Origin of the sequence: Kineosporia sp. NBRC 101731, from assembly GCF_030269305.1 — a bacterium.
In the GTDB taxonomy this organism is placed as follows: Bacteria; Actinomycetota; Actinomycetes; order Actinomycetales; family Kineosporiaceae; genus Kineosporia.
The window spans coordinates 760,799-785,631 of the sequence record NZ_BSTC01000001.1 but is presented as its reverse complement, the minus strand read 5'-3'; the positions used below and the strand labels follow the sequence as shown (position 1 = coordinate 785,631).

The 24,833-nt window shown below is 69.0% G+C and carries 19 protein-coding genes; 7 read left to right on the top strand and 12 right to left on the bottom strand.

What is annotated here, in order from left to right; genetic code table 11:
- Positions 1 to 41: 41 nt before the first annotated feature.
- The 6 genes from QSK05_RS03400 to QSK05_RS03375 form a co-directional block, all read right to left on the bottom strand.
- A complete protein-coding gene (locus QSK05_RS03400) occupies positions 42 to 1,838 on the bottom strand; it encodes an ABC transporter ATP-binding protein (RefSeq protein ID WP_352300230.1) in 1,797 nt (598 codons plus the stop codon).
- Positions 1,839 to 1,942: 104 nt separating this feature from the next.
- A complete protein-coding gene (locus QSK05_RS03395) occupies positions 1,943 to 3,679 on the bottom strand; it encodes an ABC transporter ATP-binding protein (protein WP_285593778.1) in 1,737 nt (578 codons plus the stop codon).
- Between the two features lie 182 nt (positions 3,680 to 3,861).
- Entirely contained in the window at positions 3,862 to 5,079 is a 1,218-nt protein-coding gene (locus QSK05_RS03390) for an acylneuraminate cytidylyltransferase (protein WP_285593776.1), read from the bottom strand.
- A gap of 128 nt (positions 5,080 to 5,207) precedes the next feature.
- Positions 5,208 to 6,218, bottom strand: a complete 1,011-nt coding sequence (locus QSK05_RS03385) for a hypothetical protein (RefSeq protein ID WP_285593775.1) — start codon at positions 6,216 to 6,218, stop codon at positions 5,208 to 5,210.
- Positions 6,219 to 6,246: 28 nt separating this feature from the next.
- The gene (locus tag QSK05_RS03380; protein WP_231483118.1) at positions 6,247 to 7,143 is read right to left on the bottom strand and encodes an N-acetylneuraminate synthase family protein; all 897 of its coding nucleotides are present in this window, start codon (positions 7,141 to 7,143) and stop codon (positions 6,247 to 6,249) included.
- Positions 7,144 to 7,327: 184 nt separating this feature from the next.
- Positions 7,328 to 8,656 carry a DUF6716 putative glycosyltransferase gene (locus tag QSK05_RS03375; RefSeq protein ID WP_352300227.1) on the bottom strand — a complete coding sequence of 443 codons (1,329 nt, stop codon included), beginning with the start codon at positions 8,654 to 8,656 and terminating at the stop codon, positions 7,328 to 7,330.
- A 114-nt stretch (positions 8,657 to 8,770) separates the two neighbouring features.
- On the opposite strand from QSK05_RS03375, the gene QSK05_RS03370 reads away from it, so the two are divergent.
- The 6 genes from QSK05_RS03370 (at position 8,771) to QSK05_RS03345 (ending at position 17,835) form a co-directional block, all read left to right on the top strand.
- Positions 8,771 to 9,565, top strand: a complete 795-nt coding sequence (locus tag QSK05_RS03370; RefSeq protein WP_285593770.1) for a class I SAM-dependent methyltransferase — start codon at positions 8,771 to 8,773, stop codon at positions 9,563 to 9,565.
- A 166-nt stretch (positions 9,566 to 9,731) separates the two neighbouring features.
- Positions 9,732 to 10,907 (top strand): sensor histidine kinase, encoded by a 1,176-nt coding sequence (locus QSK05_RS03365; protein ID WP_285593768.1) that lies wholly within the window; start codon positions 9,732 to 9,734, stop codon positions 10,905 to 10,907.
- A gap of 65 nt (positions 10,908 to 10,972) precedes the next feature.
- Positions 10,973 to 11,707, top strand: a complete 735-nt coding sequence (locus QSK05_RS03360) for a response regulator (protein WP_502879729.1) — start codon at positions 10,973 to 10,975, stop codon at positions 11,705 to 11,707.
- A gap of 133 nt (positions 11,708 to 11,840) precedes the next feature.
- Positions 11,841 to 12,617: an ABC transporter ATP-binding protein gene (locus tag QSK05_RS03355; RefSeq protein ID WP_285593764.1), complete on the top strand. Its 777-nt coding sequence runs from the start codon at positions 11,841 to 11,843 to the stop codon at positions 12,615 to 12,617.
- 2 nt (positions 12,618 to 12,619) lie between these two features.
- Complete coding sequence (locus QSK05_RS03350) at positions 12,620 to 15,175, top strand: ABC transporter permease (RefSeq protein WP_285593762.1); 2,556 nt, start codon at positions 12,620 to 12,622, stop codon at positions 15,173 to 15,175.
- 131 nt (positions 15,176 to 15,306) lie between these two features.
- Positions 15,307 to 17,835 (top strand): DEAD/DEAH box helicase, encoded by a 2,529-nt coding sequence (locus QSK05_RS03345; protein ID WP_285593760.1) that lies wholly within the window; start codon positions 15,307 to 15,309, stop codon positions 17,833 to 17,835.
- A 115-nt stretch (positions 17,836 to 17,950) separates the two neighbouring features.
- Here QSK05_RS03345 and QSK05_RS03340 read toward each other — a convergent pair whose 3' ends face one another.
- The 4 genes from QSK05_RS03340 to QSK05_RS03325 all read right to left on the bottom strand — a co-directional run bounded on the left by QSK05_RS03340 (position 17,951) and on the right by QSK05_RS03325 (position 21,936).
- The gene (locus QSK05_RS03340) at positions 17,951 to 18,439 is read right to left on the bottom strand and encodes a DUF8820 family protein (protein ID WP_285593758.1); all 489 of its coding nucleotides are present in this window, start codon (positions 18,437 to 18,439) and stop codon (positions 17,951 to 17,953) included.
- 38 nt (positions 18,440 to 18,477) lie between these two features.
- Positions 18,478 to 19,851 carry a DUF6745 domain-containing protein gene (locus QSK05_RS03335; RefSeq protein ID WP_285593754.1) on the bottom strand — a complete coding sequence of 458 codons (1,374 nt, stop codon included), beginning with the start codon at positions 19,849 to 19,851 and terminating at the stop codon, positions 18,478 to 18,480.
- 89 nt (positions 19,852 to 19,940) lie between these two features.
- Entirely contained in the window at positions 19,941 to 20,927 is a 987-nt protein-coding gene (locus QSK05_RS03330; protein ID WP_502879728.1) for an ADP-ribosylglycohydrolase family protein, read from the bottom strand.
- Positions 20,928 to 21,051: 124 nt separating this feature from the next.
- The gene (locus tag QSK05_RS03325) at positions 21,052 to 21,936 is read right to left on the bottom strand and encodes a sulfurtransferase (protein WP_285593752.1); all 885 of its coding nucleotides are present in this window, start codon (positions 21,934 to 21,936) and stop codon (positions 21,052 to 21,054) included.
- Positions 21,937 to 22,205: 269 nt separating this feature from the next.
- Here QSK05_RS03325 and QSK05_RS03320 point away from each other — a divergent pair, with 269 nt between their 5' ends.
- The gene (locus tag QSK05_RS03320) at positions 22,206 to 23,288 is read left to right on the top strand and encodes a hypothetical protein (protein ID WP_285593750.1); all 1,083 of its coding nucleotides are present in this window, start codon (positions 22,206 to 22,208) and stop codon (positions 23,286 to 23,288) included.
- Between the two features lie 71 nt (positions 23,289 to 23,359).
- Here QSK05_RS03320 and QSK05_RS03315 read toward each other — a convergent pair whose 3' ends face one another.
- Both QSK05_RS03315 and QSK05_RS03310 read right to left on the bottom strand, forming a co-directional pair.
- Positions 23,360 to 23,569, bottom strand: coding sequence for a ferredoxin (locus tag QSK05_RS03315; RefSeq protein ID WP_285593748.1), 210 nt, complete (start codon positions 23,567 to 23,569; stop codon positions 23,360 to 23,362).
- Positions 23,566 to 24,831, bottom strand: coding sequence for an NADH-ubiquinone oxidoreductase-F iron-sulfur binding region domain-containing protein (locus QSK05_RS03310; protein WP_285593746.1), 1,266 nt, complete (start codon positions 24,829 to 24,831; stop codon positions 23,566 to 23,568). Before QSK05_RS03310 ends, QSK05_RS03315 begins: the two co-directional genes overlap by 4 nt.
- Positions 24,832 to 24,833 lie beyond the last annotated feature (2 nt).

Below are 24,833 nucleotides of genomic sequence, written 5' to 3'. Positions count from 1 at the left end.
AGTGTCCCCGGGGGACACTTCGCATGATCACGAACCAGGGTTTACTCGATAGCGTCGGCGGGCTGGGCGAACTGCGCCGCGTAGAGCCGTGCGTAAGCGCCCTGCTGCTCCAGCAGCGTCTCGTGGTTGCCCTGCTCGACGATGCTGCCCGACTCCATCACCAGGATCACGTCGGCGTCGCGGATGGTCGAGAGACGGTGCGCGATCACGAAACTCGTGCGCCCCCGGCGCAGCGAGCCCATCGCCTGCTGGATGAGCACCTCGGTGCGGGTGTCCACCGAACTGGTGGCCTCGTCCAGAATCAGGATCTGCGGCCGGGCCAGGAAGGCCCGGGCAATCGTGATCAGCTGCCGCTCACCGGCACTCACGTCCGAGCCCTCGTCGTCGAGAACCGTGTCGTAACCGGCCGGCAGCGTGCGCACGAACGCGTCCACGTGGGTGGCCTGCGCCGCCGCGACGATCTCGTCGTGCGTGGCCTCGTCGGCCCCGTAGGCGATGTTGTCGGCGATGGTGCCCCCGAACAGCCAGGCGTCCTGCAGCACCATGCCGAACTGTTCGCGCAGGTCGTCACGGGTCATCCGGGCCGTGTCCACACCGTCCAGCCGGATGTGCCCACTCTTCAGCTCGTAGAACCGCATGAGCAGGTTCACCAGGGTGGTCTTTCCGGCGCCGGTGGGCCCGACGATGGCGACCGTCTGCCCCGGCTCGACCCGCAGCGAGAGCCCTTCGATCAGGGGCCGGTCGTCCGTGTAGCGGAACGAGACATTGTCGAACTCGACCAGCCCGCTCACCGTTTCGGGGTGATCGGCCGGGACCGGGTCAGGGTCCTGCTCCTGGGCGTCGAGTAGCGCGAAGATCCGCTCGGCCGAGGCGATCGCCGACTGCAGCAGGTTGGCCATGCTCGCCACCTGGGCCAGCGGCTGGCTGAACTGCCGGCTGTAGGTGATGAACGCCGTCACCTCACCGATCGACAGGTGCCCGTTGGCCACCCGGATGCCCCCGACCACGGCGACCAGCACGTAGTTGATGTTGCTGATGAACATCATCGACGGCTGGATCAGGCCGGAGATGAACTGCGACCGGAAAGTGGCCTGGAACAGCGCCTCGTTGTGCTCGTCGAAGGTGCGGCGGGCCTCGTCCTGACGACCGAACACGCTGACCAGGGCGTGCCCTGTGTACATCTCCTCGATGTGGCCGTTCAGACGCCCGGTGGTGCCCCACTGCTTCACGAACTGCGGCTGCGCCTGCTTGCCGATGAGGCCGGTGACCAGCACCGACACCGGCACGGTGACCAGCGCGATGAGGGCCAGCAGCGGGGAGATCCAGAACATCATCGCCAGCACACCGATGATCGTCAGCAGGGAGGTGACGATCTGGCTGAAGGTCTGCTGGATCGACTGCTGAAGGTTGTCGATGTCGTTGGTGACGCGACTCAGCACCTCACCGCGCGGCTGCTGGTCGAAGTAGCTGAGCGGCAGCCGGGCCAGTTTGGCCTGGGTGTCGGCCCGCAGCGCGAAGATCACCTTCTGCACCATCGCCGCGACGAACCGGCCCTGCGCCAGGCTGAGCACGAACGCGGCCAGATACACCGCGAGCACCTGCATCACCAGGTCACCGACGCGGCCGAAGTCGATACCGGTGGCCGGGGGCAGCACCCCGTCGACGATCGCGTCGGTGGCGTCGCCGAGCAGCTTCGGCCCGATCACACTGCACGTCACCGAGCCGATGCCGAGCACCATCGCGCCGATCAGCAGATGCTTCTGCGGCGACAGCCGGCCCAGCAGACGCTTGGCCGAACCGGTGAAATCGAGCGCCTTCTCGGTGGAGGCACCGGCCATGAACGCGCCCGGACCACCACCCGGGCGGGGACCGGTCGGGCCGGGACCCCGGGCCGGAGCCTTCTCCTGAACGCCCGACGGAGTCTCTTCCTGAGTTTCGGAGCTCACGCCACCGCCTCCTTCTCGGTCAGCTGCGAGAGCACGATCTCTCGGTAGGTCTCGTTGCGCGCCATCAGGTCACGGTGCTTGCCGGTGCCCACCACGCGCCCGCCGTCGAGCACGATGATCTGGTCGGCGCCCCGGATGGTGCTGACCCGCTGGGCCACGATCACCACGGTCGCCTCACGGGTCTCGGCCTGCAACGCTGCCCTCAGGGCCGCGTCGGTGGCGTAGTCGAGCGCCGAGAACGAGTCGTCGAACAGGTAGATCTCCGGCCGCCGCACCAGCGCCCGGGCGATCGAGAGCCGTTGGCGCTGACCGCCGGAAACGTTCGTACCGCCCTGCGCGATGGGCGTGTCGAGCCCTTCGGGCATCTTGCTGACGAAGTCCTTGGCCTGAGCGATCTCCAGCGCGTGCCAGAGCTCGTCGTCGGTGGCCTCGGGCCGGCCGTAGCGCAGATTCGTCGCCACCGTGCCGGTGAACAGGTACGGCTTCTGCGGCACCAGGGCCACGGCCTCGGACAGCCGCTTCGGGTCGAGGTCGCGCACGCTCACGCCGTCGACCAGCACCTCGCCCTCGGTCGCGTCGAACAACCGCGGCACCAGGTTCAGCAGCGTGGTCTTGCCGCTGCCGGTACTGCCGATGATCGCCGTGGTCTGACCCGGCAGGGCGCTCAGGTTCAGTTCCTCCACCACCGAACGCTCGGCGCCGGGGTAGCGGAAGGCCACGTCGCGCAGTTCCAGACGCCCGTGCAACTGGCCGGTCTCGCGCGGCTGAGCCGGCGGCACCACGCTGGTCTCGGTGTCGAGCACCTCCACGATGCGCTCGGCGGAGACCTCGGCGCGCGGCACCATCATGAACATGAAGGTCGCCATCATCACCGACATGAGGATCTGCATGAGGTAGCTGAGGAACGCGGTGAGTTCGCCGACCTCCAGCTGACCGGCGTCGATGCGGTGACCGCCCCACCAGAGCACGGCCACGCTGGAGAGGTTCAGCACCAGCATCACGGTGGGGAACATCAGGGCCAGCAGCCGGCCGATCGACAGCGAGACGTCGTAGAGATCGGTGCTGGCCCGCTCGAAGCGCAGACGCTCGCGGTCGTCCCGCACGAAGGCCCGGATCACCCGGATCCCGGCGATCTGCTCGCGCAACACCTGGTTGATGCGGTCGAGCCGTTGCTGGGTGAGCCGGAACAACGGCCGCATGCGGGCGATGATCAGGCCGACCAGGACGCCGAGCACCGGCACGGCGACCGCGACGATGCCCGACAGCGGCACATCGAGGCGCACCGCCAGGATGATGCCGCCGACACACATGATCGGCGCCGACACCATGAAGGTCAGTGTCATCAGGACCAGCATCTGGACCTGTTGCACGTCGTTGGTGGTGCGCGTGATGAGGGTCGGGGTGCCGAAGTGCCCGACCTCGCGGGTCGAGAACGACTGCACGCGGTGGAAGAGAGCGGCTCGCACGTCACGCCCGAGGGACGCTGCAGTGTGGGCGCCGAAGTAGACCGCCACCGCGAGCGCGGCGATCTGGATCAGGCTGATGCCGAGCATCAGGGCCCCGACCCGCAGGATGTAGTGAGTGTCCCCAGCGATCACGCCTCGATCGATGATGTCGGCGTTGAGTGTGGGGAGATAAAGGGTGGCTACCGTCTGCACCAGCTGGAACAGAACTACCCAGCCAATGGCAGGAGCGTAGGGGCGCAGACGTGCGCGAAGTAATTTGACGAGCACGCAGACACATTACTGCCCGAGGATCATCGCAGCAGCCTAATTAAATCGTCAATAGCTATTAGCAGATTCGTCCTGCCAACAAAATACTGCTTGATGGAGGACGATGTGGCACCCCGGGTGCCTCTGCGCCTCTGAGTGAGAGGGCGGAGCGAGGGCGCAGACCTCGCTCCGCAACAGCCTCTTTACGCCTTGCCGGCCTCGCGGGCATTGATCGCCGAGATGACCAGCTCGCACACCTCGCGCACCGCACCTGACCCACCGGACTTGGTGAGGGTAAGTCGCGCCAGGTCCATCACCTCCTGGTGGGCGTTGGCCACGGCGATCGGCCAGCCGACCATGCGCAGGCAGCCCAGGTCGTTCACGTCGTTGCCGACGTAGGCGATGCGCTCGGGGTCGAGACCCTCGGCCGCAATCCATTCCTTCAGGGCCTGAGCCTTGTCGGACTGGCCGTGGATCACCGGGATCTGCAGCTTGCGACCGCGCGCGGCGACCACCGGGTTCACCTCGGTCGAGAGGATGAGCATCTTCAGCCCGGCCTGACGGGCGAGCTTGATGCCCATCCCGTCTTCCCGGCTGACCCGCACACTCTCGGTGCCCTCCTCGGTGAGGAACAGCCGGTCGTCGGTGTGCACGCCGTCGAAGTCCATCACCAGGGTGTCGACGTCGATCACCGGCAGCCCGTCGATGCGCTCCTGCTCCTCGAGCACCGCCGCCCGCAGCCGGGCGATGTGCAGGTCATCGGGGGTGTCGATCTCCATGGCGTGATCGTCGCTGACGCGCTGGGCCACCAGAGTGCCGAAGAAGCGCCGGCCGTGACGGCGCAGGCCGTCGGTGCGCATCGCGTAAAACGCACCGGTCTCACGGAATTCGGTGTCCCGGTCTTGCCGGCGGGGCCGGAAGCTGGGGTCGTGGTTGATACCGATCAGGCCGTCCGGCCCGTATTTCCACAGAAAGGCGTGACTTTCGACTGCGGAGAAAGCGCAATCGGCCTCTCCCGCCAGCACGCGACCGACCGCGGCGTCCAGGTCTTCCGGGTCCATGAACGGGCTGGTGCACTGCACCAACACGGTCACCTCGGGAGCCTCACCGTCTCCCTGGATCTCGGTAATCGCATGCAGCACAGCAGATTCCGAAGAAGCCGTGTTACCGGAGAGGGTGGCGGGGCGCACCACCACGGTGGCGCCGGCGCGACGCGCCTCTTCCTGAATGCCGGCGTGGTCGGAGCTGACCACCACCTCGTCGATGAGTTCCGACTTGCGGCAGGCCGTCACGGCACGCATGAGAAGGCTTCGCCCACCTACGGGTTCGAGGTTCTTGAGCGGAACCCCCTGCGAACCGCCTCGGGCGGGGATGACGGCGACGACTCGGGGACGGGGCTTGGCGGGTGGTGCGTCACTCACGAGGTGTCCTCGGAACTAGCTCGAATGGAGGCCCAGCGGTATGACCGGCTACTGCAGCCGTACCGCACCGGCCGGGCCCAGCGGACCCTGATGATCAGAATACTGCCAGCGGTACCGGTTCCGTACCTTCAATGCGATGAATGCTGGGGAATCTCAAAGGAATCCGACTCCCCGTCAGGAACCAGGTGATGCCGGGCGGCGTCCGGGGTGCTGGGCATCCACCACTCCTGGGGAACCGCGAACTCCTGGATCTGCGCCTCCGGCACGATGAGTCGCAACGTGGAGACGGCCGTACTGGGCAGTGACACCAATCGGTGTCGGTTACTCAGCCCTCGCAGACTGATCTCGGCCGGCACCTCACCGCGGACCATGGTGATGCCCGGGTAGTTCGTCAGAGGACTCAGGGTGGAAGCGTTCTCGCGGCGATGCGCGCGGTAGACGACCGGGCCCTGGTCGGCCAGGCTGCGGATCCAGGACAGGTACGGCTGGGCCTTGATGAGCCGGTTCGCCACCATCGAGGTGCCGAGCACGATCGTCTTCTCCTGGTCGGAAGAACCGGCCTCACCTCCCGGGAGCGACCGCAACCAGGCGAAATTGTGGGGCTCGACCGGCAGCCCGATCGCGTCGGCGGCCCGCAGCACCCGCTCGGGCAACGGCAGCGCGGTGATCACCCGGACCCGGCCCTGGGCGATCATCCGGCGCAGCCGCAGCTTGGCCAGCCGGGCCAGGATCGCGCGGTGCGGGGGCTGCGGCACGTGCGGGCGCACCAGGGGCACGTCGGGGTCGATCAGTGCGTCCATGACACGGCGGGTGGAACGGCCGTCGTCCAGCAGGACGAGGCGGTGGGGTGGGTGCTGCACCAGCAGGCGGTGCACCTCTCCGGAGAACGCGTCGCCGACGGCGAGGTCGCCGCCGCCGTGCCGCGGTGGACCGGAGGGAAGCTGAATGGTCACACCGGCGGGAAGCCCCAGCCGGGTGACCTCGGCGACCGCCGTCACCAGTGGCTCGACGTCCTTACGGGGAAGGACGACGAGCCACCGACCGAGCCGGCCCGCGGCGTGCGCCTCCAACGCTCCGAGGAGCTGGAAGGGCGACTCCACCCAGGCCTGCACGGTGCCGGTTCCGGCGACGTCGGTCACGGTGATGATTATCCGTTGTTCAGCGGGGTCAGCCGACCCGGCGCAGGCGAGCCTTCGGCTTGAGCTCACCCTCGAAGACGCGCTTCACGCCGTCACCCAGGGCTTCTTCGATGATCCGGATGTCACGAACCAGGTGACGCAGGCCTTCGGGCTCCAGCGAGGCGGAGTGGTCCGAGCCCCACATGGTGCGGTCGAGGGTGATGTGACGCTCGACCGTGACCGCGCCGAGGGCGACGGCCGCGAGGCTGATCTGCAGGCCCCGCTCGTGGCCGGAGTAGCCAATGGGCACACCGTAGCGCTCGCGCAGCGTGTTGATCGTGCGCAGGTTGGCCTCGTGGGCGGGCATCGGGTACGTCGAGGTCGCGTGCATCATCACGAGCTTCTCGGTACCGAGGGTCTCCACCGCCTTGTCGATCTCCTCGAGGGTGGACATACCCGTCGAGAGGATGACCGGCTTGCCGGTGTTCTTCATCGCGGTGAGCAGCTCGAGGTCGGTCACCGAGGCCGAGGCCACCTTGAACGTGACGACGTCGAACCGGTTCGCCAGGAACTCGACCGAGGGCACGTCCCACGGCGAGGCGAACCAGTGCATGCCCAGCTTCGAGCAGTAGTTGTCGATCTCGGTGTACTGCTCCTCCTCGAACTCCACGCGGTAGCGGTAGTCGAGGTAGCTCATGGTGCCCCAGGGGGTCTCCCGCTGAACGTCACGCATGTCGGCCGGCGTCGAGATCTCCGGCGTGCGCTTCTGGAACTTCACCGCGTCACAACCCGCCTCGTGGGCGATGTCGATCAGCTGCTTGGCGATCGCCACGTCACCGTTGTGGTTCAGGCCGATCTCGGCGATGACGTACACGGGCTGGTCGGGTCCGACCAGCTTCCCGCCGATCTCAACCGGCGCGATCGTCTTACTGGGTCCAGCAGTCATTGTTGCTCCTTCAAGCCTGAGGGCCCTCTAGTCTCCGGCGGATTGCCCCGGAGTGATCCCAAGTGTGTGGGTCACCGGCAGGATTCGGACAGCCCCTCGTCGGCCACGATCCCGGAGAGCGAGTTTAGGTTACGGATCCCATCAACAACCTGTGTGAACGGACGGCGTCCAGTCATCGACGCGATCAGGAACTCTGCGCCGAGATACGAGTCAGCGTCTGTGATGACTCCCGAACACGTTGACGCATTCTGACGCGCGCCCGCACGATCGCACTTCCAGCCGGGGTCAGCCTCAGCCGGTCGAGCCGTCGCCGCTTCGCCGAACGGCCCTTGTTCAGACCGGACGCGATGGTGGGCAGCTGCCCCGCAGCGTTCAGCACGACCAGCTCGTCGAGCATCCCGATCCACGAGTTGTCACCGCGGGGATGAAAGTAATTGTCTGCCAGCCACCAGGTTTCGGGATGACGGAAGTCACCGCGCTCGAGTTCGTCCAGTCCACCCATCACCCCACTACCAACGAACACCTGGTTGATCAGGTTCTCCGAAACGCCGAACTCGTCGATGAGCAGCACCGGAATGTCCAGCGCCATCGCTTCGAGGACGGCCGTCGAGCTCACCGTGACCAGCGCCACGGCGTTGGCCAGCTGCTCGGCCATCGACCCGGCCGCGAAGGTCAGGGCGTCGGGCGCGTGCACCTCACCCGCCGCCACCAGCTCGTCCCAGAGGGACTGGTAGTGGTGCGGCTCGTGGTGGGTGTGGAACTCGCCGACCGCCCCGCGCGTCTTGACCACGACCTCCAGATCAGGCCGGTTCGCTGCGAGCCGGGCCAGGCTCAGGAGGATCTGGACGCGGTCTTTCTTGACCCGCGGCACCTTGCCCTGGGTGGCGAACAGCACCCGGTTGCGCTGCGGTGCCGCCACCGGGTTCAGCGGTTCGACGCTGGTTCCCGCCTCGTTCCGCGAGGCTTCGAAAGCTGTTGTTCCGGCCGCCATCTCCTGCGTCATCTCGCGCGCGGGGAGAATGTCGGCAGGTTTGGCGAGGAACGGGATGGTGGCGAGCCCCACCTTGGCGTGCATCCCCATCTGCCGGCGGATCTGGTCGTAGTCCTCCACCTCACGGTGGCTGTGCACGACGAAGAGGTCGACGGCGCCGCGGTAGCCCCAGGCCCGGCGGCGGGCCGGGATCGCAATACCGGGGATACCGGTCAGCAGCACCGGACGGTGCGAGGACTTGCTCAGCGCTTCCTGGTAGGCGTGCACGCTCGGCCCGGTCAGGGCCAGCAGCACGGCGTCGGGCCGGTCCCGCTCCACCCGCTTCATCAGCTGCCCGGGCGACAGCACCTCAGGGTCATGGCCTGCGTACGCAGTGCCACTCAGGGCCGCAATCCGTTGCGAAGCCGAAGGTCTGGCCGGCGAGCAGGCCACCACGACCTCGGTCCGCGTTCCCTCCGGTAGTTGCCCGAGGAGACTGACAGCCCATTTCAGGAATGAGTCCGATTCCGCAACAGCGATCACATGATGGGGCACCTGCGGAGTGTAAGGTTTTTGGCCGTCCCCTTGTGCACTCACAGCAAATTCACACAGGACAGTTATGACACTCCTGCACCAACCCCGCGGAGGCTTCACGTGGTGACCGAGCAGTTGCGCCGCCTGACGAGACGCCGAGGTCAGACCGAGGTTCCGGCCGGCGAGACAGCCCTTTCCCCTGAGGATGTCAAGCTTCTCGAACAGGCCCGCGCCCGGCAGCGTCTCGAACAGAATTTCGAGGCATTCCCGCACCGGACCGAACGCATCGGGCAACACATCAAGACGATGCTGGGTAAATCTGGGGTGAAGGGGGGACGAATTCTTGAAATCGGAGGACGAGCCAATCCCTACAAGGACTGGTTCCCCGGTTTTGAATATAGTTGTCTTGATCTCGAGATAACCGAGCCTGGGGTGATTCAGGGCGATATCACCAACTGCCCGGAGATCGAGTCCGGCAGCTTCGACGCCATCATCAGCGTCGACGTGTTCGAGCACATCCGGGAGCCCTGGCTGGCCGCCCCCGAGATCGTCCGGCTGCTGCGGCCGGGCGGCTTCACCTACCACTCGACTCTCTTCAGCTGGCGCTATCACCCGACCCCGGTGGACTACTGGCGCTTCACGCCCGAGGCGATGACGTTCCTGTTCAAGGATCTGCGCATGATGCAGTCGCAGTTCGACACGGTGGAACGGCGCCGCAGCCTCCTGGGCAAGGGCAAGCACAAGCTGGACTCCGACGCGTTCGGTGGCTGGCGGGAGAACTGGCGGGTCTTCTACGCCGGTGTCAAGAACGATCCCGACGCCCCGCGCGGTGTGTCCGCCCTGGCCGCCCAGCAGCAGGCCGAGGCCGACCAGCGGGCTGCGCGCGACAACCCGTTCGGCACCCGCACCGACAGGTGATTCACAGGGCTTCACAGCGGATCGCGGGGAGATTCGGGCCGCTCACCCTCCCGGGACCGGTCCGGCCTCCCCGCGACTGTGGGGCCACTGTCAGACCAGGGTCTGACCTCGCGGATCCCCCGACGGTCTGACGTGTGACCGGGGCCCGCGAACGTACGGTGGCACGGTGAGCGAGGACACCTACCGGCTGGAGTCGGCCTACAACTGGCTGCGCACGCATCCCCAGCAGGTCGACGCGGCCGGGGCCGGGGCCGCGGCGGTGTTCATGTTCCTCGTCGCCTTCCTGGCCGCGGGTGACTCCGCCTGGCTGCTCGCCTCCCTGATGACCGGAAGCCTGGTCTGGCGCCGCACCCGCCCCCTGCTCTCGGCCCTGGGGGTGTCCGCCTTCGGGACACTCATCGTGATCTCCGGCGACAGCAGCGCCCTCCTGCCCGCCACCGTCGTGGCGCTGGTCTCGCTCTACTCGGTCAGCGCCTACGGCCCGACCTGGGCGGGCTGGGCGGGCATGGGCGTGGCCTGGCTCGCCGGTAGCACGGTGATGCTCTACCAGGATCTGCTCGGCGCGGACGCCCTGCTCGGGCTCGGGTTCCTCTCCGCCGTGTTGTTCGGCACCTGGGCGCTGGGCCGGATGCGCCACCTACGGCTGCGGGACGAGCTGCGCCTGCACGAACGGGCCCGTCTGCTGGAGTCCGAGGCGGAGCAGCAGGCCCAGCTGGCGGCCACCGCCGAGCGCGCCCGGATCGCCCGGGAGATGCACGACGTCGTGGCCCACTCGCTGTCCGTCACCATCTCCCAGGCCGACGGTGGCCGGTATGCCGCACAACACAATCCAGCCGCTGCCATCACCGCACTTGAGACCATCGCGGCTACCGGACGGCAGGCTCTGGCCGACATGCGGGCGCTGCTGGGTGTGCTGCGGGACGACAGCACACAACAGCTCACCCCACAGCCGGACACCGAGGCGATCAGCGATCTGGTGGAGCAGGTGCGGGGAAGCGGGCTCACCGTCGAGCTGGAGGTGCTCGGGGAGTCCGTCCTGCTTCCCGCCGGTCCCGGACTCGCCGCCTACCGGATCGTCCAGGAGTCGCTCACCAACGTCCTCAAGCATGCCGGTCCGGGGGCCACCGCCTGGATCCGCGTGGTCTGGCTGACCGAGGCCCTGGAGATCCGGATCGAGGACGACGGCCGCGGGGCCGGGGCCACCCCGGCCACCCCGGGCAGCCAGGGCCTGATCGGCATGCGTGAGCGGGCCACCCTCTACGGCGGGCAGCTGGAGGCGGGCCCGCGTCAGGGAGGCGGGTTCGGAGTTCGTGCCTATCTGCCCTACGGTCATCGTCCGTGAGCGAAACCACCCCGATCCGGATCGCCCTGGTCGACGACCAGCAGCTCGTTCGTGCCGGATTCCGGATGGTGATCGACTCCCAGCCCGACCTGCGGGTGGTGGTCGAGGCGGCCAACGGCGAGGAGGCCGTGGCCCGGCTGGCGGGTACCGAGGTCGACGTGGTGCTGATGGACGTGCGCATGCCGAAGATGGACGGCATCGAGGCCACCCGGCGCATCGTCGAACTGCCGCACGCGCCGAAGGTGGTCGTGCTGACCACCTTCGACCTGGACGAGTACGTGATGTCCGCGATCGGCGCCGGGGCCAGCGGCTTCCTGCTGAAAGACGCTCCGCCCGAAGAGATGCTCGGCGCACTGCGCACCGTGTTCGCCGGTGACGCCGTGATCGGGGCCAGTTCGACCCGGCAGCTGCTGCACCACATCGGGCCGATCCTGGCCCAGGGCAGGAGCCAGGAGATTCTCGGGATCGCCCCGCAGCCCGGTCTGCCCGCACCGCCGCCGGCGGTGAATGCGCACTGGACCCCGACCGCCCCCGACCCGCGCACCGCCCTGCTCCAGGCCCCACCCTCCGGTGACCCCGAGCACCCGCTGCCCCGTGTGCTGGCCGACCTGACGCCCCGCGAGTACGAGGTGTTCGTGCTGATGGCCAACGGCCTGAGCAACGCCGAGATCGCCGGGTACTTCGTCGTCTCCGAAGCCACCGTGAAGACCCACGTCGGCCGGGTACTGACGAAAACCGCTGCCCGCGACCGGGTCCAGATCGTCGTGCTGGCCTACCAGCTGGGTGTCGTGCGCCCCTGAACCCTCCCGGCGGAGGAGGGGTGTCAGACCAGGGTCTGATGCCCCGGGATCATCCCGCCGCGCGATGTGCCGGTACCACCCGCCCCCGTAGCGTCTTCCTCAGTCGAAACACCATGCCTGAGGAGGAGAAGCGATGTCCTGGACAGCAGCCCAGCCTGCATCCCAGACCCAGCCCGTGCGGCCCCGCGAGTCTGCGGTGCGAGCTCAGGGCGTGCGTAAGGTCTACGGCCGCGGGGAGTCCGCGGTGCCCGCCCTGCGCGGGGTCGACGTGAGCTTCGACAAGGCGGCCTTCACGGCGATCATGGGCCCGTCCGGTTCCGGGAAATCAACTCTCATGCACGTTCTCGCCGGGCTGGACTCGGTGAGCGCCGGGCAGGTGTGGCTCGGCGACACCGAGCTGACCGGCATGAACGACACGAAACTGACCCGGGTGCGGCGTGATCGCATCGGTTTCGTCTTCCAGGCGTTCAATCTGATCCCGGCGCTCAACGCCCGGGCGAACATCGAACTGCCGATGACGCTGGCGCGTCGCAAGCCCGACCAGGAGTGGTACGACTCGATCGTCGATCGCCTGGGCCTGGGGCAGCGGATGACTCACCGCCCGAGCGAGCTCTCCGGTGGCCAGCAGCAGCGGGTGGCCATTGCGCGGGCCCTTCTCCCCCGCCCCGACGTGGTTTTCGCCGACGAGCCGACCGGCAACCTCGACTCCACCGCCGGCGCCGAGGTGCTGAGCATGCTCCGCTCGAGTGTGCGCGAGACCGGGCAGACCGTGGTGATGGTGACGCACGACCCGGTCGCCGCCTCCTACGCCGACCGCGTGGTGATGCTGGCCGACGGGTCGATCGCCGGCGAACTGCTGGCCCCGACCACCGACAGCGTGCTCGACGCGCTGCGGCACCTGGGAGGCTGACGATGCTCTCGCTGAGCCTCGCGCAGCTGCGCACCCAGGCCCACCGCCTGGTGGCCACCGTGCTCGCGATCGTCATCGCGGTCGGGTTCGTCGTAGCCACCCTCGTCCTCAACGACACCTCGAAGAACACCGTTCTGGGCGCTCTCTCGAGTCAGTACCTGCACACCGACGCGGTCGTGGCCTATGACTGGCAGACCAGCACCGGCGAGATGCCCGATGCCGACGCCATGGCCGGGATCGGCGGGAAGATCGAGCAGCTGCCCGGGGTCGCCGGGGTCGCCCTCGACCGGAGCGCCTACCTCAATGCCCGCCTGCCCGGCAGCCAGGGCTACCGCTACGCCCAGGTGCAGAGCCTGGGCGACGGCGAACTGCGCTGGCAGAAGCTGAAGGCGGGCACCTGGCCGGACGGGCCGAACCAGGTGGTGGCGGCCCCGGGCCGCAACCTGGAGGTCGGATCCACGGTCGATCTGCAGCTCCAGCCCACGGACGATGACGGGTCGGGCAGCGGCCAGGGCGACACGAAGGGCGACACGAAGACCGTGACCGCCACGGTCACCGGCATCACCGACCGCTCGTCGGGTATCACCTCGATCGGCAGTCAGCAGTTCTGGGCCACGATGCAGCAGGCCACCGCCTGGGGCGCGCAGGAGATCGACGCGATCCGGGTGGAGGCGGCCCCCGGAGTGGGCTCCGACCAGCTCACCCTCCAGATCCGCGACATCCTGCGGGACGACCGGGCGGCGCAGAGTCTGACGGTACGCACCGGCGAGGAGCAGTCCGAGTCGATCGCCAACGAACTCACCTCGGACAACGCCGAACTGGCCACCGTGCTGTTGGTGTTCGGTGCGATCGCGGTGTTCGTCTGTGCCCTGGTGATCGCCAACACGTTCGCCGTGCTGCTGGCCCAGCGCGTGCGTGAACTGGCACTGCTGCGGGCCATCGGCGCCGGCGGCAAGCAGCTGCGACGCGGCGTGCTGGTGGAGTCGTTCGTGATCGGTGTGGTCGCCTCACTTCTCGGGGTGGTGGCCGGAATTGGTCTTGCCGCCGGGGTTTCCGCCATCGGTTCGAGTTATGAGAACTCGCCGGTGCCGCTGGCCGGCGTCACGGTGAACCTGATGCCCGTGCTGATCGGGATGGCGGTCGGCATCGTCGTCACCATGGTCGCGGCATTCACCCCGGCCCGGAAGGCGACGAAGGTGGCCCCGCTGGCCGCCCTGCGCCCGATGGACATGGCCCCGATCACCACGCGGGGCGGGCTGTTCCGCCGGATCTCCGGTGTGCTGCTGGCCGTGCCGGGGATCGCGATCGCCTGGTACGGCGGCAAGGAGAGCGAACTGCTCCTCGCCACGGTCGGCGGCATGATCACCTTCCTGGCCGTGCTGCTGCTGGCCCGCTGGCTGGTGCCGCTCGCGGTCGCCCTGGTGGGACGGGTCGTCGGCCCGCTCGGTCAGGTGCCCGGCAAGCTGGCCGCGCTGAACGCCACGCGGAACCCGCAGCGCACCGCAGCCACCGCGACCGCCCTGATCATCGGGGTCACCCTGACCACGACGATGGTGGTGGGCGCCGCCACCACCCGGGCCTCCGCGTCCGCCGCCATCGACGACAGCTACCCCACCGATGTCATCGTCACCGACAGCGCCCAGGAGGGCCTGCCCTCCGTCCTGATCAGCACGCTGGCCGGGGTGCCGAACGTGACCACGACGATGGGGGTGCCGGGCAGCACCGTGAAGATCAACGGTGAGGAGAGTTACGTCCTGGGCATCGACCCGGCCCGGGCCTCCAAGGTGCTGCGCTCCGACGCGGCCGGCCGGGTGCCGGCGAACGGCACGATCACCCTGCCGACCTGGTACGAGGACGGATCCGGGGTCAAGGAGGGCGCGCCGGTGAAGGTCTCGGTGGGCCGCCGGACCGTCACGCTGAAGGCTCACCTGGCCGGCGGCGGTATGGACAGCCCTTGGATCTCGAGCACCGATCTGGCGAAACTTGATGCCACCGCCGGACTCCAGCAGGTCTGGGCGCGTCTGGCCGACGACCTGGACAACGACGAGCGGGGCGAGGCCCTCGACGCCGCCTCGAACGCCGCGGCCGACGTCGCCCCCGACAGCGTGCTGAGCGGTTCGGCAGACGAGCGGGCCAGTTTCGACCAGCTCATCGACATCCTGCTGCTGATCGTGCTGGGGCTGCTGGCGGTGGCCGTGGTGATCGCGATCATCGGGGTCGGCAACACCATGGCACTGTCGGTGCTGGAACGACGCCGGGAGTCGGGTGTGCTGCGGGCCCTGGGCCTGACCCGGGCTCAGCTGCGCTGGATGCTGCTCTGGGAGGCGATGCTCATCGCCGGCGTGGCGGCGGCGATCGGCGTGGTGCTGGGTTCGGTCTACGGTGTGCTGGCGGTCAAGGCGGCGCTCGGCAGCTCCGGGGGCGTGCACATCGCTGTCCCGGTGGTGCAGGTGGTGGCCATCCTGGTGGTGGCCACGGTGGCCGGCGCGCTGGCCTCGGTGCTTCCGTCGCGGCGCGCGGCGCGGATCTCCCCGGTGGCGGCGATCGCGTCCGCCTGATCCACCCCACCCGATGAAGGACGAAGGTGAGCTTCCGGCCGGAAGCTCACCTTCGTCCTTCCTTCAGTCGGGTGGCCCCGCAGTGGGCGATGACTCGCCGACGAGCCTCTTGGTGGGAGGATGGGCAGATCATGACGCTCCTGGACCGACTGCCCAAGAATCCTGGCCCCGACGCCGACCCGGACGAGATCTTCGAGGCGTTCACCGAGTGGACGGCCGAGCGAGGGCTCACCCTCTACCCGGCGCAGCAGGAGGCGCTGATCGAGATCGTCTCCGGCTCGAACGTCATCCTGGCCACCCCGACCGGCTCGGGAAAGAGCCTGGTCGCGATGGGTGCGCACTTCAGCGCACTGGCCCGGGGCGAGCGCACCTACTACACCGCCCCGATCAAGGCCCTGGTGTCGGAGAAGTTCTTCAGCCTGATCGAGACGTTCGGGGCGACCAACGTCGGCATGATGACCGGCGACGCCGCCGTGAACGCCGATGCCCCGATCATCTGCTGCACGGCTGAGGTTCTCGCGAACCTGGCCCTGCGCCAGGGGGCGGACGCGCCGATCGCCCAGGTCGTCATGGACGAGTTCCACTTCTACGCCGACCCGGACCGGGGATGGGCCTGGCAGGTGCCGCTGCTGGAACTGCCGAAGGCGCAGTTCCTGCTGATGTCGGCCACCCTGGGTGATGTCACCCGGTTCGAGAAGGCGCTGACCGAGCGCACCGGGCGCACGTCCGCCACGGTCAGCTCGGAGCAGCGCCCGGTGCCGCTGTTCTTCTCCTACGTCACCACCCCGATGCACGAGACGCTGACCGAACTGCTCAGCACCAAGCAGTCGCCGGTCTACGTCGTGCACTTCACCCAGGCCGCGGCGATGGAGCGGGCTCAGGCGCTGATGAGCGTCAACATGGCCTCCAAGGCCGAGAAGGAGAAGATCGCCGAGGCCCTCGGCGACTTCCGCTTCAACGCGGGCTTCGGCAAGACGCTGTCGCGGCTGGTGCGGCACGGCATCGGCGTGCACCACGCCGGCATGCTGCCCCGCTACCGGCGTCTGGTCGAGCAGCTCACCCAGGCCGGTCTGCTGAAGGTGGTCTGCGGCACCGACACGCTCGGTGTCGGCATCAACGTGCCGATCCGCACGGTGGTGTTCACCGGCCTGTCCAAGTACGACGGCGTGCGCCAGCGGCACCTGAAGGTGCGCGAGTTCATGCAGATCGCCGGGCGCGCGGGCCGGGCCGGGTTCGACACCGCGGGCACCGTGATCATCCAGGCGCCCGACCACGAGGTGGAGAACGAGCGGCTGCTGGCCCGGGCCGGTGACGACGAGAAAAAGAAGAAGCGCATCGTGCGCAAGAAGCCGCCGGAGGGCTCGGTCTCCTGGAGCCGGTCCACGTTCGACCGGCTGAGCACCAGCCCGCCCGAGCCGCTGACCTCGAGCTTCGGCGTGACCCACTCGATGGTGCTGAACGTGCTGGCCCGCCCGGCCGACGCCTACTCCGCCATGCAGAAGCTGCTGGAAGAGAGCGACGAGGACCCGGGCTCGCGCCAGCGTCACCTCGACCAGGCCGAGGCGATCTGGGAGGCCCTGCTCACCTCCGGTGTGGTGGAGAAGCTGGACACTCCCGACGAACTCGGCCGCACGGTGCGCCTCACCGTCGACCTGCCCGCGAACTTCGCGCTGAACCAGCCGCTGTCGCCGTTCGCACTGGCCGCTTTCGAGGTGCTCGACCGCGACGCACCGACCTATGCGCTCGACGTGCTCTCGGTGATCGAGGCGACCATCGACGACCCGCGCCAGGTGCTGTCGGCGCAGCAGCACAAGGCCCGCGGCGAGGCCGTGGCGCAGATGAAGGCCGAGGGCATCGAGTACGAGGAGCGCATGGAGCTGCTCGAGGAGGTGACCTGGCCCAAGCCGCTGGAAGAGCTGCTGGACGGCGCCTTCGAGATCTACCGGGCCGACCACCCGTGGGTCGCCGACCACGAGCTCTCGCCGAAATCCGTGGCCCGGGACATGTTCGAGCGGGCCATGACGTTCGGTGAGTACATCAACTTCTACCAGCTGGCCCGTTCCGAGGGCACGCTGCTGCGTTACCTCTCCGACGCGTTCAAGGCGATGCGGCAGACCGTGCCCGACACCGCGCGCACCGAGGAGATCACCGACCTCACCGAGTGGCTGGGCGAGCTGGTGCGCCAGACCGACTCCAGCTTGCTCGACGAGTGGGAGTCGCTGCGCAACCCGGAAGACGAACTCGACCCGACGCGTCCCCCGGTTCCCACCGGGCCGCCGCCCGTCACCGCGAACCGCCGGGCCTTCATGGTTCTCGTGCGCAACGCGATGTTCCGCCGGGTGGAGCTGTTCGCCAAGCGGGCCTGGTTCCCGCTGGGCGAGCTCGATGCCGAGGCCGGCTGGGACGCCGACGAGTGGCAGGACGCGATCGAGGACTACTTCGACGAGTACGACTCGATCGGCACCGGGCCGGATGCGCGCGGACCGAAAATGCTTCAGATCGAGGAACTCTCGAATAAGTGGCAGGTGCGTCAGATTCTCGACGACCCGGAGGGCGACCGGGACTGGGCGATCAGTGCCGACATCGACCTGGCGGCCAGCAACGAGGCGGGAACCGCGGTGATCACGATCACCGACGTCGGCCCGTTGAGCGACGCCTGACCTCGCCGGACCTCGCCGGACCTCGCCGGGGACGAAGCGTCCGCCACTCTTCCCTGTTCGTGATCATGCAAAACCTCCCCGGGGAGGTTTTGCATGATCACGAAGGGTTGGGGGGTTAGTCCCAGACCAGGTCCCAGGCGCTGGCGTCGGGACGGCCAGTCAGGCCGCGGGTGATCGGGTGGGCGCCGAGTTCGGTCTCGGGGCGCACGAACTGGCGCTTGCGGCGGATCTCGTAGGTACCGGCACCGATACCGTTGGCGCCGTGTTCATCGGTGTGCACGAGCAGCGCGCTCTGCCCCGGTGGCACCTGCACGTAGCAGGTCACCAGCGGGTCGCCGGCGACGGGCCGGGCGAAGCGTACCCCCGGTGAGTCGAAACCGTGGTGCAGCCAATGGGTGTTACCGGTGGCCTCGCCGTGCACCACCTGCTCCCCCTCGTCCGGGACGTCTTGCCACCGGTCCAGGCCCTCGGGGTCGGCCACGGGAACGACGAGGAGATCACCCTGGGCCTGGGGAGCCTGGAGCACCGGCACGCCGGCCCCCGCCTGGAGGTGGTCGGGCACGCTGACGCCGATCAGCGCGAGCGCCGAGCCGTATGTGTGCATGTCGTGCTCCTTCTCGGGTTTCTCGGTGCCGGTGACGGTCAGGTTCTGCGGGCCAGTTCGCGGTACACCTCGGCCGGTACGCCGTACTGCCAGGCGGCCGCCTCGACCGGGTCGTCGAGGGTGCCGGGCACCAGTTCCGCATAGTGACGGAGGGTGCCCGTGCGGTCAGGGCTGCCGTTGGTCATGAGCAGCAGCCGGTCGGAGTCGAACACTCCCGGCGGGGTGCGGTACAGCCGCAGCTCGCGCCCTGGGTTGCCGGGATCGGGTGAACTGCCCACCAGCTGCAGCCCGGCCCGGGTGACGTAGTGTTCCCAGCCCTCTCTCTCGATCAGCACCCGCCGGACCTCAGAGTTCCGTTCGGTGTGCAGCTCGCGCACGGTGGGCTCACGGGCCGCGAGCGCGGCCGGGATCCGGACACCGTGCAGGCAGAACTCGACCTGCCCGTCGGCCCAGACCAGCGCCGGGCCGTCGTCGCGGTGCAGCCGCACGCCGTCGCCCGCCTTCTCGGTGTGGATCTGCACCGGGGGTTCCAGCACCACGGTCAGCCAGGTGTAGGGCACCCAGACCAGGGCCCGGCGCACACCGACCAGACCGGCCAGTGCGGCCTGGATCTGCGGATCGGTGTCGCTGTCATCCCTCCGCCCCTGCTCGAGCTGCTCGAGCTGCTCGAGCTGTGCGGCCTGGTGGGCGGCGCCGACGGCTCCGCGGTCGTGCAGCACCCCGTCACGATGGAAGCCCCGCACCGGGGTGCCCTCGGTCCAGGCCCCCTCCAGCAGACGCTCGTCCCAGAGCCCGGCCACAGCCCGGCGCACCAGATCCCCGATGTCGAGAAGGCCGGTGCGCCCCTGGGTGAGGAGGGGCCGCAGCCGCTGGTCGAGATCTTCACCGATCGGCGCGAACACCTGGCGGGCGGAGTTGAGCGCGGCCCGGCTCAGCACCAGGGCGGAGAACAGACCGGCCAGTACGGAGGCGATCGCGACCACGATCACCACGCCGCCGGGGCCGAGCAGGCGGCCGCTGAGCGAGTTGATCAGGGAGCCGGCGTAGTACGCGGGAAGGAACGTGATCATCGTGGCGAGGAAGGAGTATCCGAGCACGATCGTGCCCTGGCTGAGCCCCTTACCGACCCGGGTGAGCCGGGGGAGGCGCTCGGTCCGTGAGGCCAGGTAGGGCCGGCGCATCAGGGCCGGGGCGCCCGTCAGGGACCGACGCAGTTCCTGGGGCGAGCGCGCCCAGACCACGTTGCCGTGCCAGCGATGCCCGAGCCCTTCGTGCAACGCGGCCAGCGACGCCTCGACCTCACGACGGTCGGCCTCGGTCAGCGGGGTGACGTCGAGACTTCCGGCGACCCAGCGAGAGACGAACGCGGACACGAAGGTCGCGTCGTCCACCTCGGGAGCCCTGTCCGGCATCCGTGACCCCCTAGGGCGATCTGGCGTCTCTCACGAGTATCGCCGCGGATGCCGACGCTGGGTACCCCCGGGGGCACACAGCGTTCCGGTCACTGTTCCGCGCGGGCGGCAAAAGTGCTGGCTGCGGCCCTGAACTCGGGGGCGAACTGCAACCGCGAAATCCATGACGCGGGCCATGCGGAGACACCGTCGCGGGCGCCCAGCAGGCCCCCGGCGATCGCGCCGTTGGTGTCGGTGTCACCGCCGAGGCGGGTGACGTCGACGAGCGGGTCGACGGCCGGGCGCGGGTCGACGAGGGCGGCGACGGCCAGGGCGAGGGAGTCGAGCACGTAGCCGGTGCCGCCGTGGGCCAACCCGGCGTCGCCCTGCTCCATGGCCTGTTCCAGGTCGATGTCCAGCCCCTGACCGATGGCCAGTTCCACCGCCGCGGCGCCGTCTTCCGGATCGCTGCCGCGCACCGCCCGCATGGCCAGCAGCCCGGCCCCGGCGGCCTCGCGAGGGCTCTCCCCGGCCAGCAGCGCCACCACGATCTCGGTGTAGGCGACACAGGCGTGCACGCAGCGCGGGTCGTCGTGGGTGATCGCCGAGATCGCCGTGGCCTCCTGCGCCCGCAGCGCCGGCTCGGCGGTGGGCCGGGCCAGGGCGGTCGGGATGCAGCGCATCAGCGAACCGTTGCCCGCGCTGCCTGCGCCGGAACCGGCGCGGCGCCAGTCGCGGGTCTCGCGGAACCGGGTGAGGCCCGTCGTGGTGGCCCCACCGATGTCGAACGGCTGGCTGCCGGGGGTGCGACCGGGCCAGTTGCCGTCGAACCAGTCGAGCATGTGCTCACCGGCGGTGCGGACCAGGTCGTCGCCCGGGGCCAGGTAGGCGAGCAGCACGGCGCGGGTCAGGTCGGTGTCGTCGGTGGCGTGCCCGGCGGGCCAGTCGAACGGTCCGCCGCCGACGATCTCGCGCAGCCCGTCGGGGTGGGCGGCACGCACGGCCCCGAAGGTCATGAACTCCAGGCTGGCGCCCAGGGAGTCACCGGCGTGGACGCCGAGCAGGGCTCCGGCGATGCGGTTCTCGAGCGTGTTCAGGATGGCTCCTCAGGATGTCGGGCCCCCATCATGGCAACCCATCCTTGGCTGTTCGTGATCATGCGATCCCCGCCTTCCGCCGGAAGGTGGGGATCGCATGATCACGGACAAGGTGGGGGACCGGTCAGCCTCGCTCGGTCCCCCGAACCACGGGAACCCGCACGGAATTGCCCCATTCGGTCCACGAGCCGTCGTAGTTGCGGACCTTCTCGAACCCGAGCAGGTGCGTGAGCACGAACCAGGTGTGGCTGGAGCGCTCACCGATCCGGCAGTAGGCGATCACGTCGTCACCCTGCGCGAGGCCCTGCTCCTGCTCGTAGATGGCAGAGAGCTCCGAGCGCGAGCGGAACCGGCCGTCGTCGGCCGCCGCCCGCGCCCACGGCACACTGGCCGCGCCCGGGATGTGGCCCCCGCGCAGCACACCCTCCTGCGGGTAGTCGGGCATGTGCGTGACCTCGCCGGAGTACTCGCCGGGCGACCGCACGTCGACCAGTGGCCGGCCCAGGTGCGCCAGCACGTCGTCCTTGAAGGCCCGGATGCTCGTGTCGTCGCGCTCGACCACGGGGTAGTCGATGGTCGCGACCGGGGGTTTGACGTCGGTGAGGTCACGGCCCTCGGCGATCCAGGCGGCCCGGCCACCGTCGAGCAGGCGCACGTCTTCGTGACCGAACAGGGTGAACACCCAGAGGGCGTAGGCGGCCCACCAGTTGTTGCGGTCGCCGTAGATGACGACCGTGGCGTCGCGGGCGATGCCCTTGGCCGACATCAGCGCGGCGAACTGCTCACCGTTCACGTAGTCGCGGGTGACCTGGTCGTTGAGCTCGGTGTGCCAGTCGACCTTCACCGATCCGGGGATGTGACCGGTCTCGTACAGCAGCACGTCCTCGTCGCTCTCCACCACGACCAGGCCCGGTTCCCCGAGATGCTTCTCCAGCCAGCCGGTGGTCACGAGTCGTTCCGGGTGGGCGTACTCGGCCAGCTTCGGGTCAGTGTCGCGAGGCAAGGTCATCATGCTCTCCGTCTTCGGGTGGTCACTCGCGGCGAGCCTATCCCCGCCGCCCGGTGGGGCAATCTCGATCTACCCGGTGAACATTCCCGGGATCGGCGTGGCGTACCGCCAATCACGGAATGTCGGTTCCGCATCGCACTACTGTGACGACTGTGCCGGATGGGGGTCCGGCCGACGTGAAGCCTTGCGGGCTGAGCGCTCTCACCACGTCCCGCACGTCCCGCCACACCTCAGCCGGACCGTGCGTGGCCACATTGCAGGGGGGGACCATGAAGAAGAACGGATTGCTGCGTCGTGTCGTGATCGCAGCCGCGACCGGTGCGCTGACACTCGGCGGGCTGGCTCTGGCCGACACCGCCGCGGCCGATGTCGTCAACGGCGGCGCCCTGGTCAGCGGCACCGCCGTGACCACGTCGATCACCGTCCCGAACCGCCAGGTCTCCTACACGTTCGCGGCGGAGAAGGGCAGGCACGTCGCCTTCTCCACGAGCGCCTCGACCTGGAGCGCGAACGGTAGCGCGGGCATGTTCCTCTACGTGCCGGTGACGTCCAACGGCAAGACCACGTACGTGCTCGCCGACTCCTGGGTCGCGGCCTCGGGCAAGACCGCTCTCTACGACTTCACCCCGAACACGACCGGTGTCTGGAAGCTCCAGGTGTCGCCGGGCACCCCGACCACCACGGGCAGCACGACCTTCACGTTCGCGAACGACGTGGACAAGGGCACCCTGGCGGTCAATACCGCGACGCCGGCCGCGACCACCGTGCCGGGCCAGAACATCGTCTACTACTTCAAGGCCGTCGCGGCCGAGAAGGCCCACATCAGTCTCGATGTCACCGCCTCGGGCTGGGGCACGGGCGGCACGGCGAACGGATACATCTACACGCCGGGCGGGGTCCTGGTGGACGCGGTGCCACTGGCCTCCGCCCCGACGTACTACGACTTCACCCCGAACGCCGACGGTTACTGGAAGTTCGTGGTCGACCCGGACGCCGGCGCGGTCGGTGGCCTCACCCTCGCGGTGGCCGCGGATCAGAAAAAGGGCCAGCTACAGACCAACACCGCCGTCACGGCGTCGATCACGGCGAAGGGATCGCGAGCGATCTACGGCGTGTACGGCGAGGCCGGCGAGGAACTGCCGATCTCGGTCTCGGCGACGAACTGGGGCACGAACGGCTCGGCCTACCTGTTCCTCTTCCCGGCCGCCAGCGACACGCTGATCGGTTTCTGCGCCCTCACCAGCAGCGCCGTCGAGTGCCCGTTCTACCCACCGGCCGACGGGGCGTACCGCCTGGTGGTGGATCCGCAGGGCGGCGCGGTCGGCTCGACCACGTTCAAGCGTCTCACCTGATTCCTGAACACTCCTGAACACTCCTGAACCACAACACAGGGGGGACGCCGTCGGCGTCCCCCCTGTGTTGATTATGCGGACTCCAGTCTCAGAGCCAGGCGGGGACACATCCGCACCGCCTGCCGGGCCGGGCCCTCCAGCTCGTCCGGCACCAGAATCGGCCCGGGGTGACGGTTCTGGGGATAACCCCACCGGTCCTGGGTGAGCACCTCGGGCAGCAGGTCGGCGCACAGGCCGCGGCCCTCGCAGGCCGTCCAGTCGACGATCAGAGGACGCGTCACCGGGCACCTCCGTAGGGCTCACCGATCCGGGCCAGACAACGGCCGTACTGGTGCAGCGTCACGTCCTTCTCGAAAACCCGCAGAGCACTGCGCACCAGACGGGTCGTGCCGTCAGGATGCTTGCAGGCACCCCGGTTCTCGACCAGGCCGGCGGACTGCCGGACGGCCTCCACCCCGCCGCGCCCGACCCGTCCGGTCGCGAGCGCAGTGAAGTTCTGCGCCAGCTCGGGCAGGCCGAACTGGCACGGGCCGCACTGCTGGGCGGACTGCCGGGCCAGATAGGCCACGATCGAGGCGGTGAGTTCCAGGCCGCAGGCCGTGCTCGCGAGCGGGACGAGCACCCCGGCGCCGAGATCGGCACCGTACTGCTCCAGGCCGGCCCGGGACAGGGGGGCGTCGAGTGCGGCAGGAAGCGGAACCCAGGTGCCGTGGTAGCCGCCGATCAGGACGGCCTGCAGTTCTTCCACCGGACGGCCCGCGGCCGGGCTGATCAGCTGACGCAGCGACAGACCGTGCGCGGCCTCCCAGACCGTGGGCGCGGTGGTGAGGGGTTCGGTCACCGGGTGCACGGTGGTGAGGAAAGTGCCGGTGGACTCGGGGGTTCCGGCGCTGGCGAACCAGACGCCGCCGTACCGGGCGATCAGGCCGAGGTGGGCCAGGGTCTCCACGTTCTGTACCAGCGTGGCGCGGTCGCCGATGCCGCGCTGGAAGATCCGGTGGCGACTGAACCGGGGCAGCGCCGGGCCCTCGTTCAGACGGCTGACCACCGCGGTCTCCTGGCCACTGACGAAGGTGTCGGTGGCGGCCACGACGGTGATCTTCACGGTGGGCCGGCGCTCGGCCAGGGCCTGCCGCAGATCGGGCACGACCTCGGCCCGCACGTAGGCGTAGGCCTCCTGGGCGCCCGTGATCCGGGCCGCGACCTCGATCCCGTCGATCACCAGGTGCGGTGCCCGGCGCAGCAGTTCGGCATCCTTACGGCTGGCCGGCTCGCCTTCGGCACCGTTGGCCACCACGACCGCGGGGCCCTTGCTACCGGATGTGACGGCTTCGAGCTTGCGGGCGGTGGGGAATCCTGCGCCGCCGCGGCCGGTCAGCCCGGACATCCGGACCTGCTCCAGCAGCTGGGCGGGGGTGACGTCGGGGATGATGCCGTAGGTGGCCAGATGCGTGGCCTGGCTCGGGTCGGCAGCCGCGAAGAGCCGTGCTCCCTCGGGAGGCATCTTCAGCCCCGGGGCCGGTGTCATGGCGGTCATGGTCATCG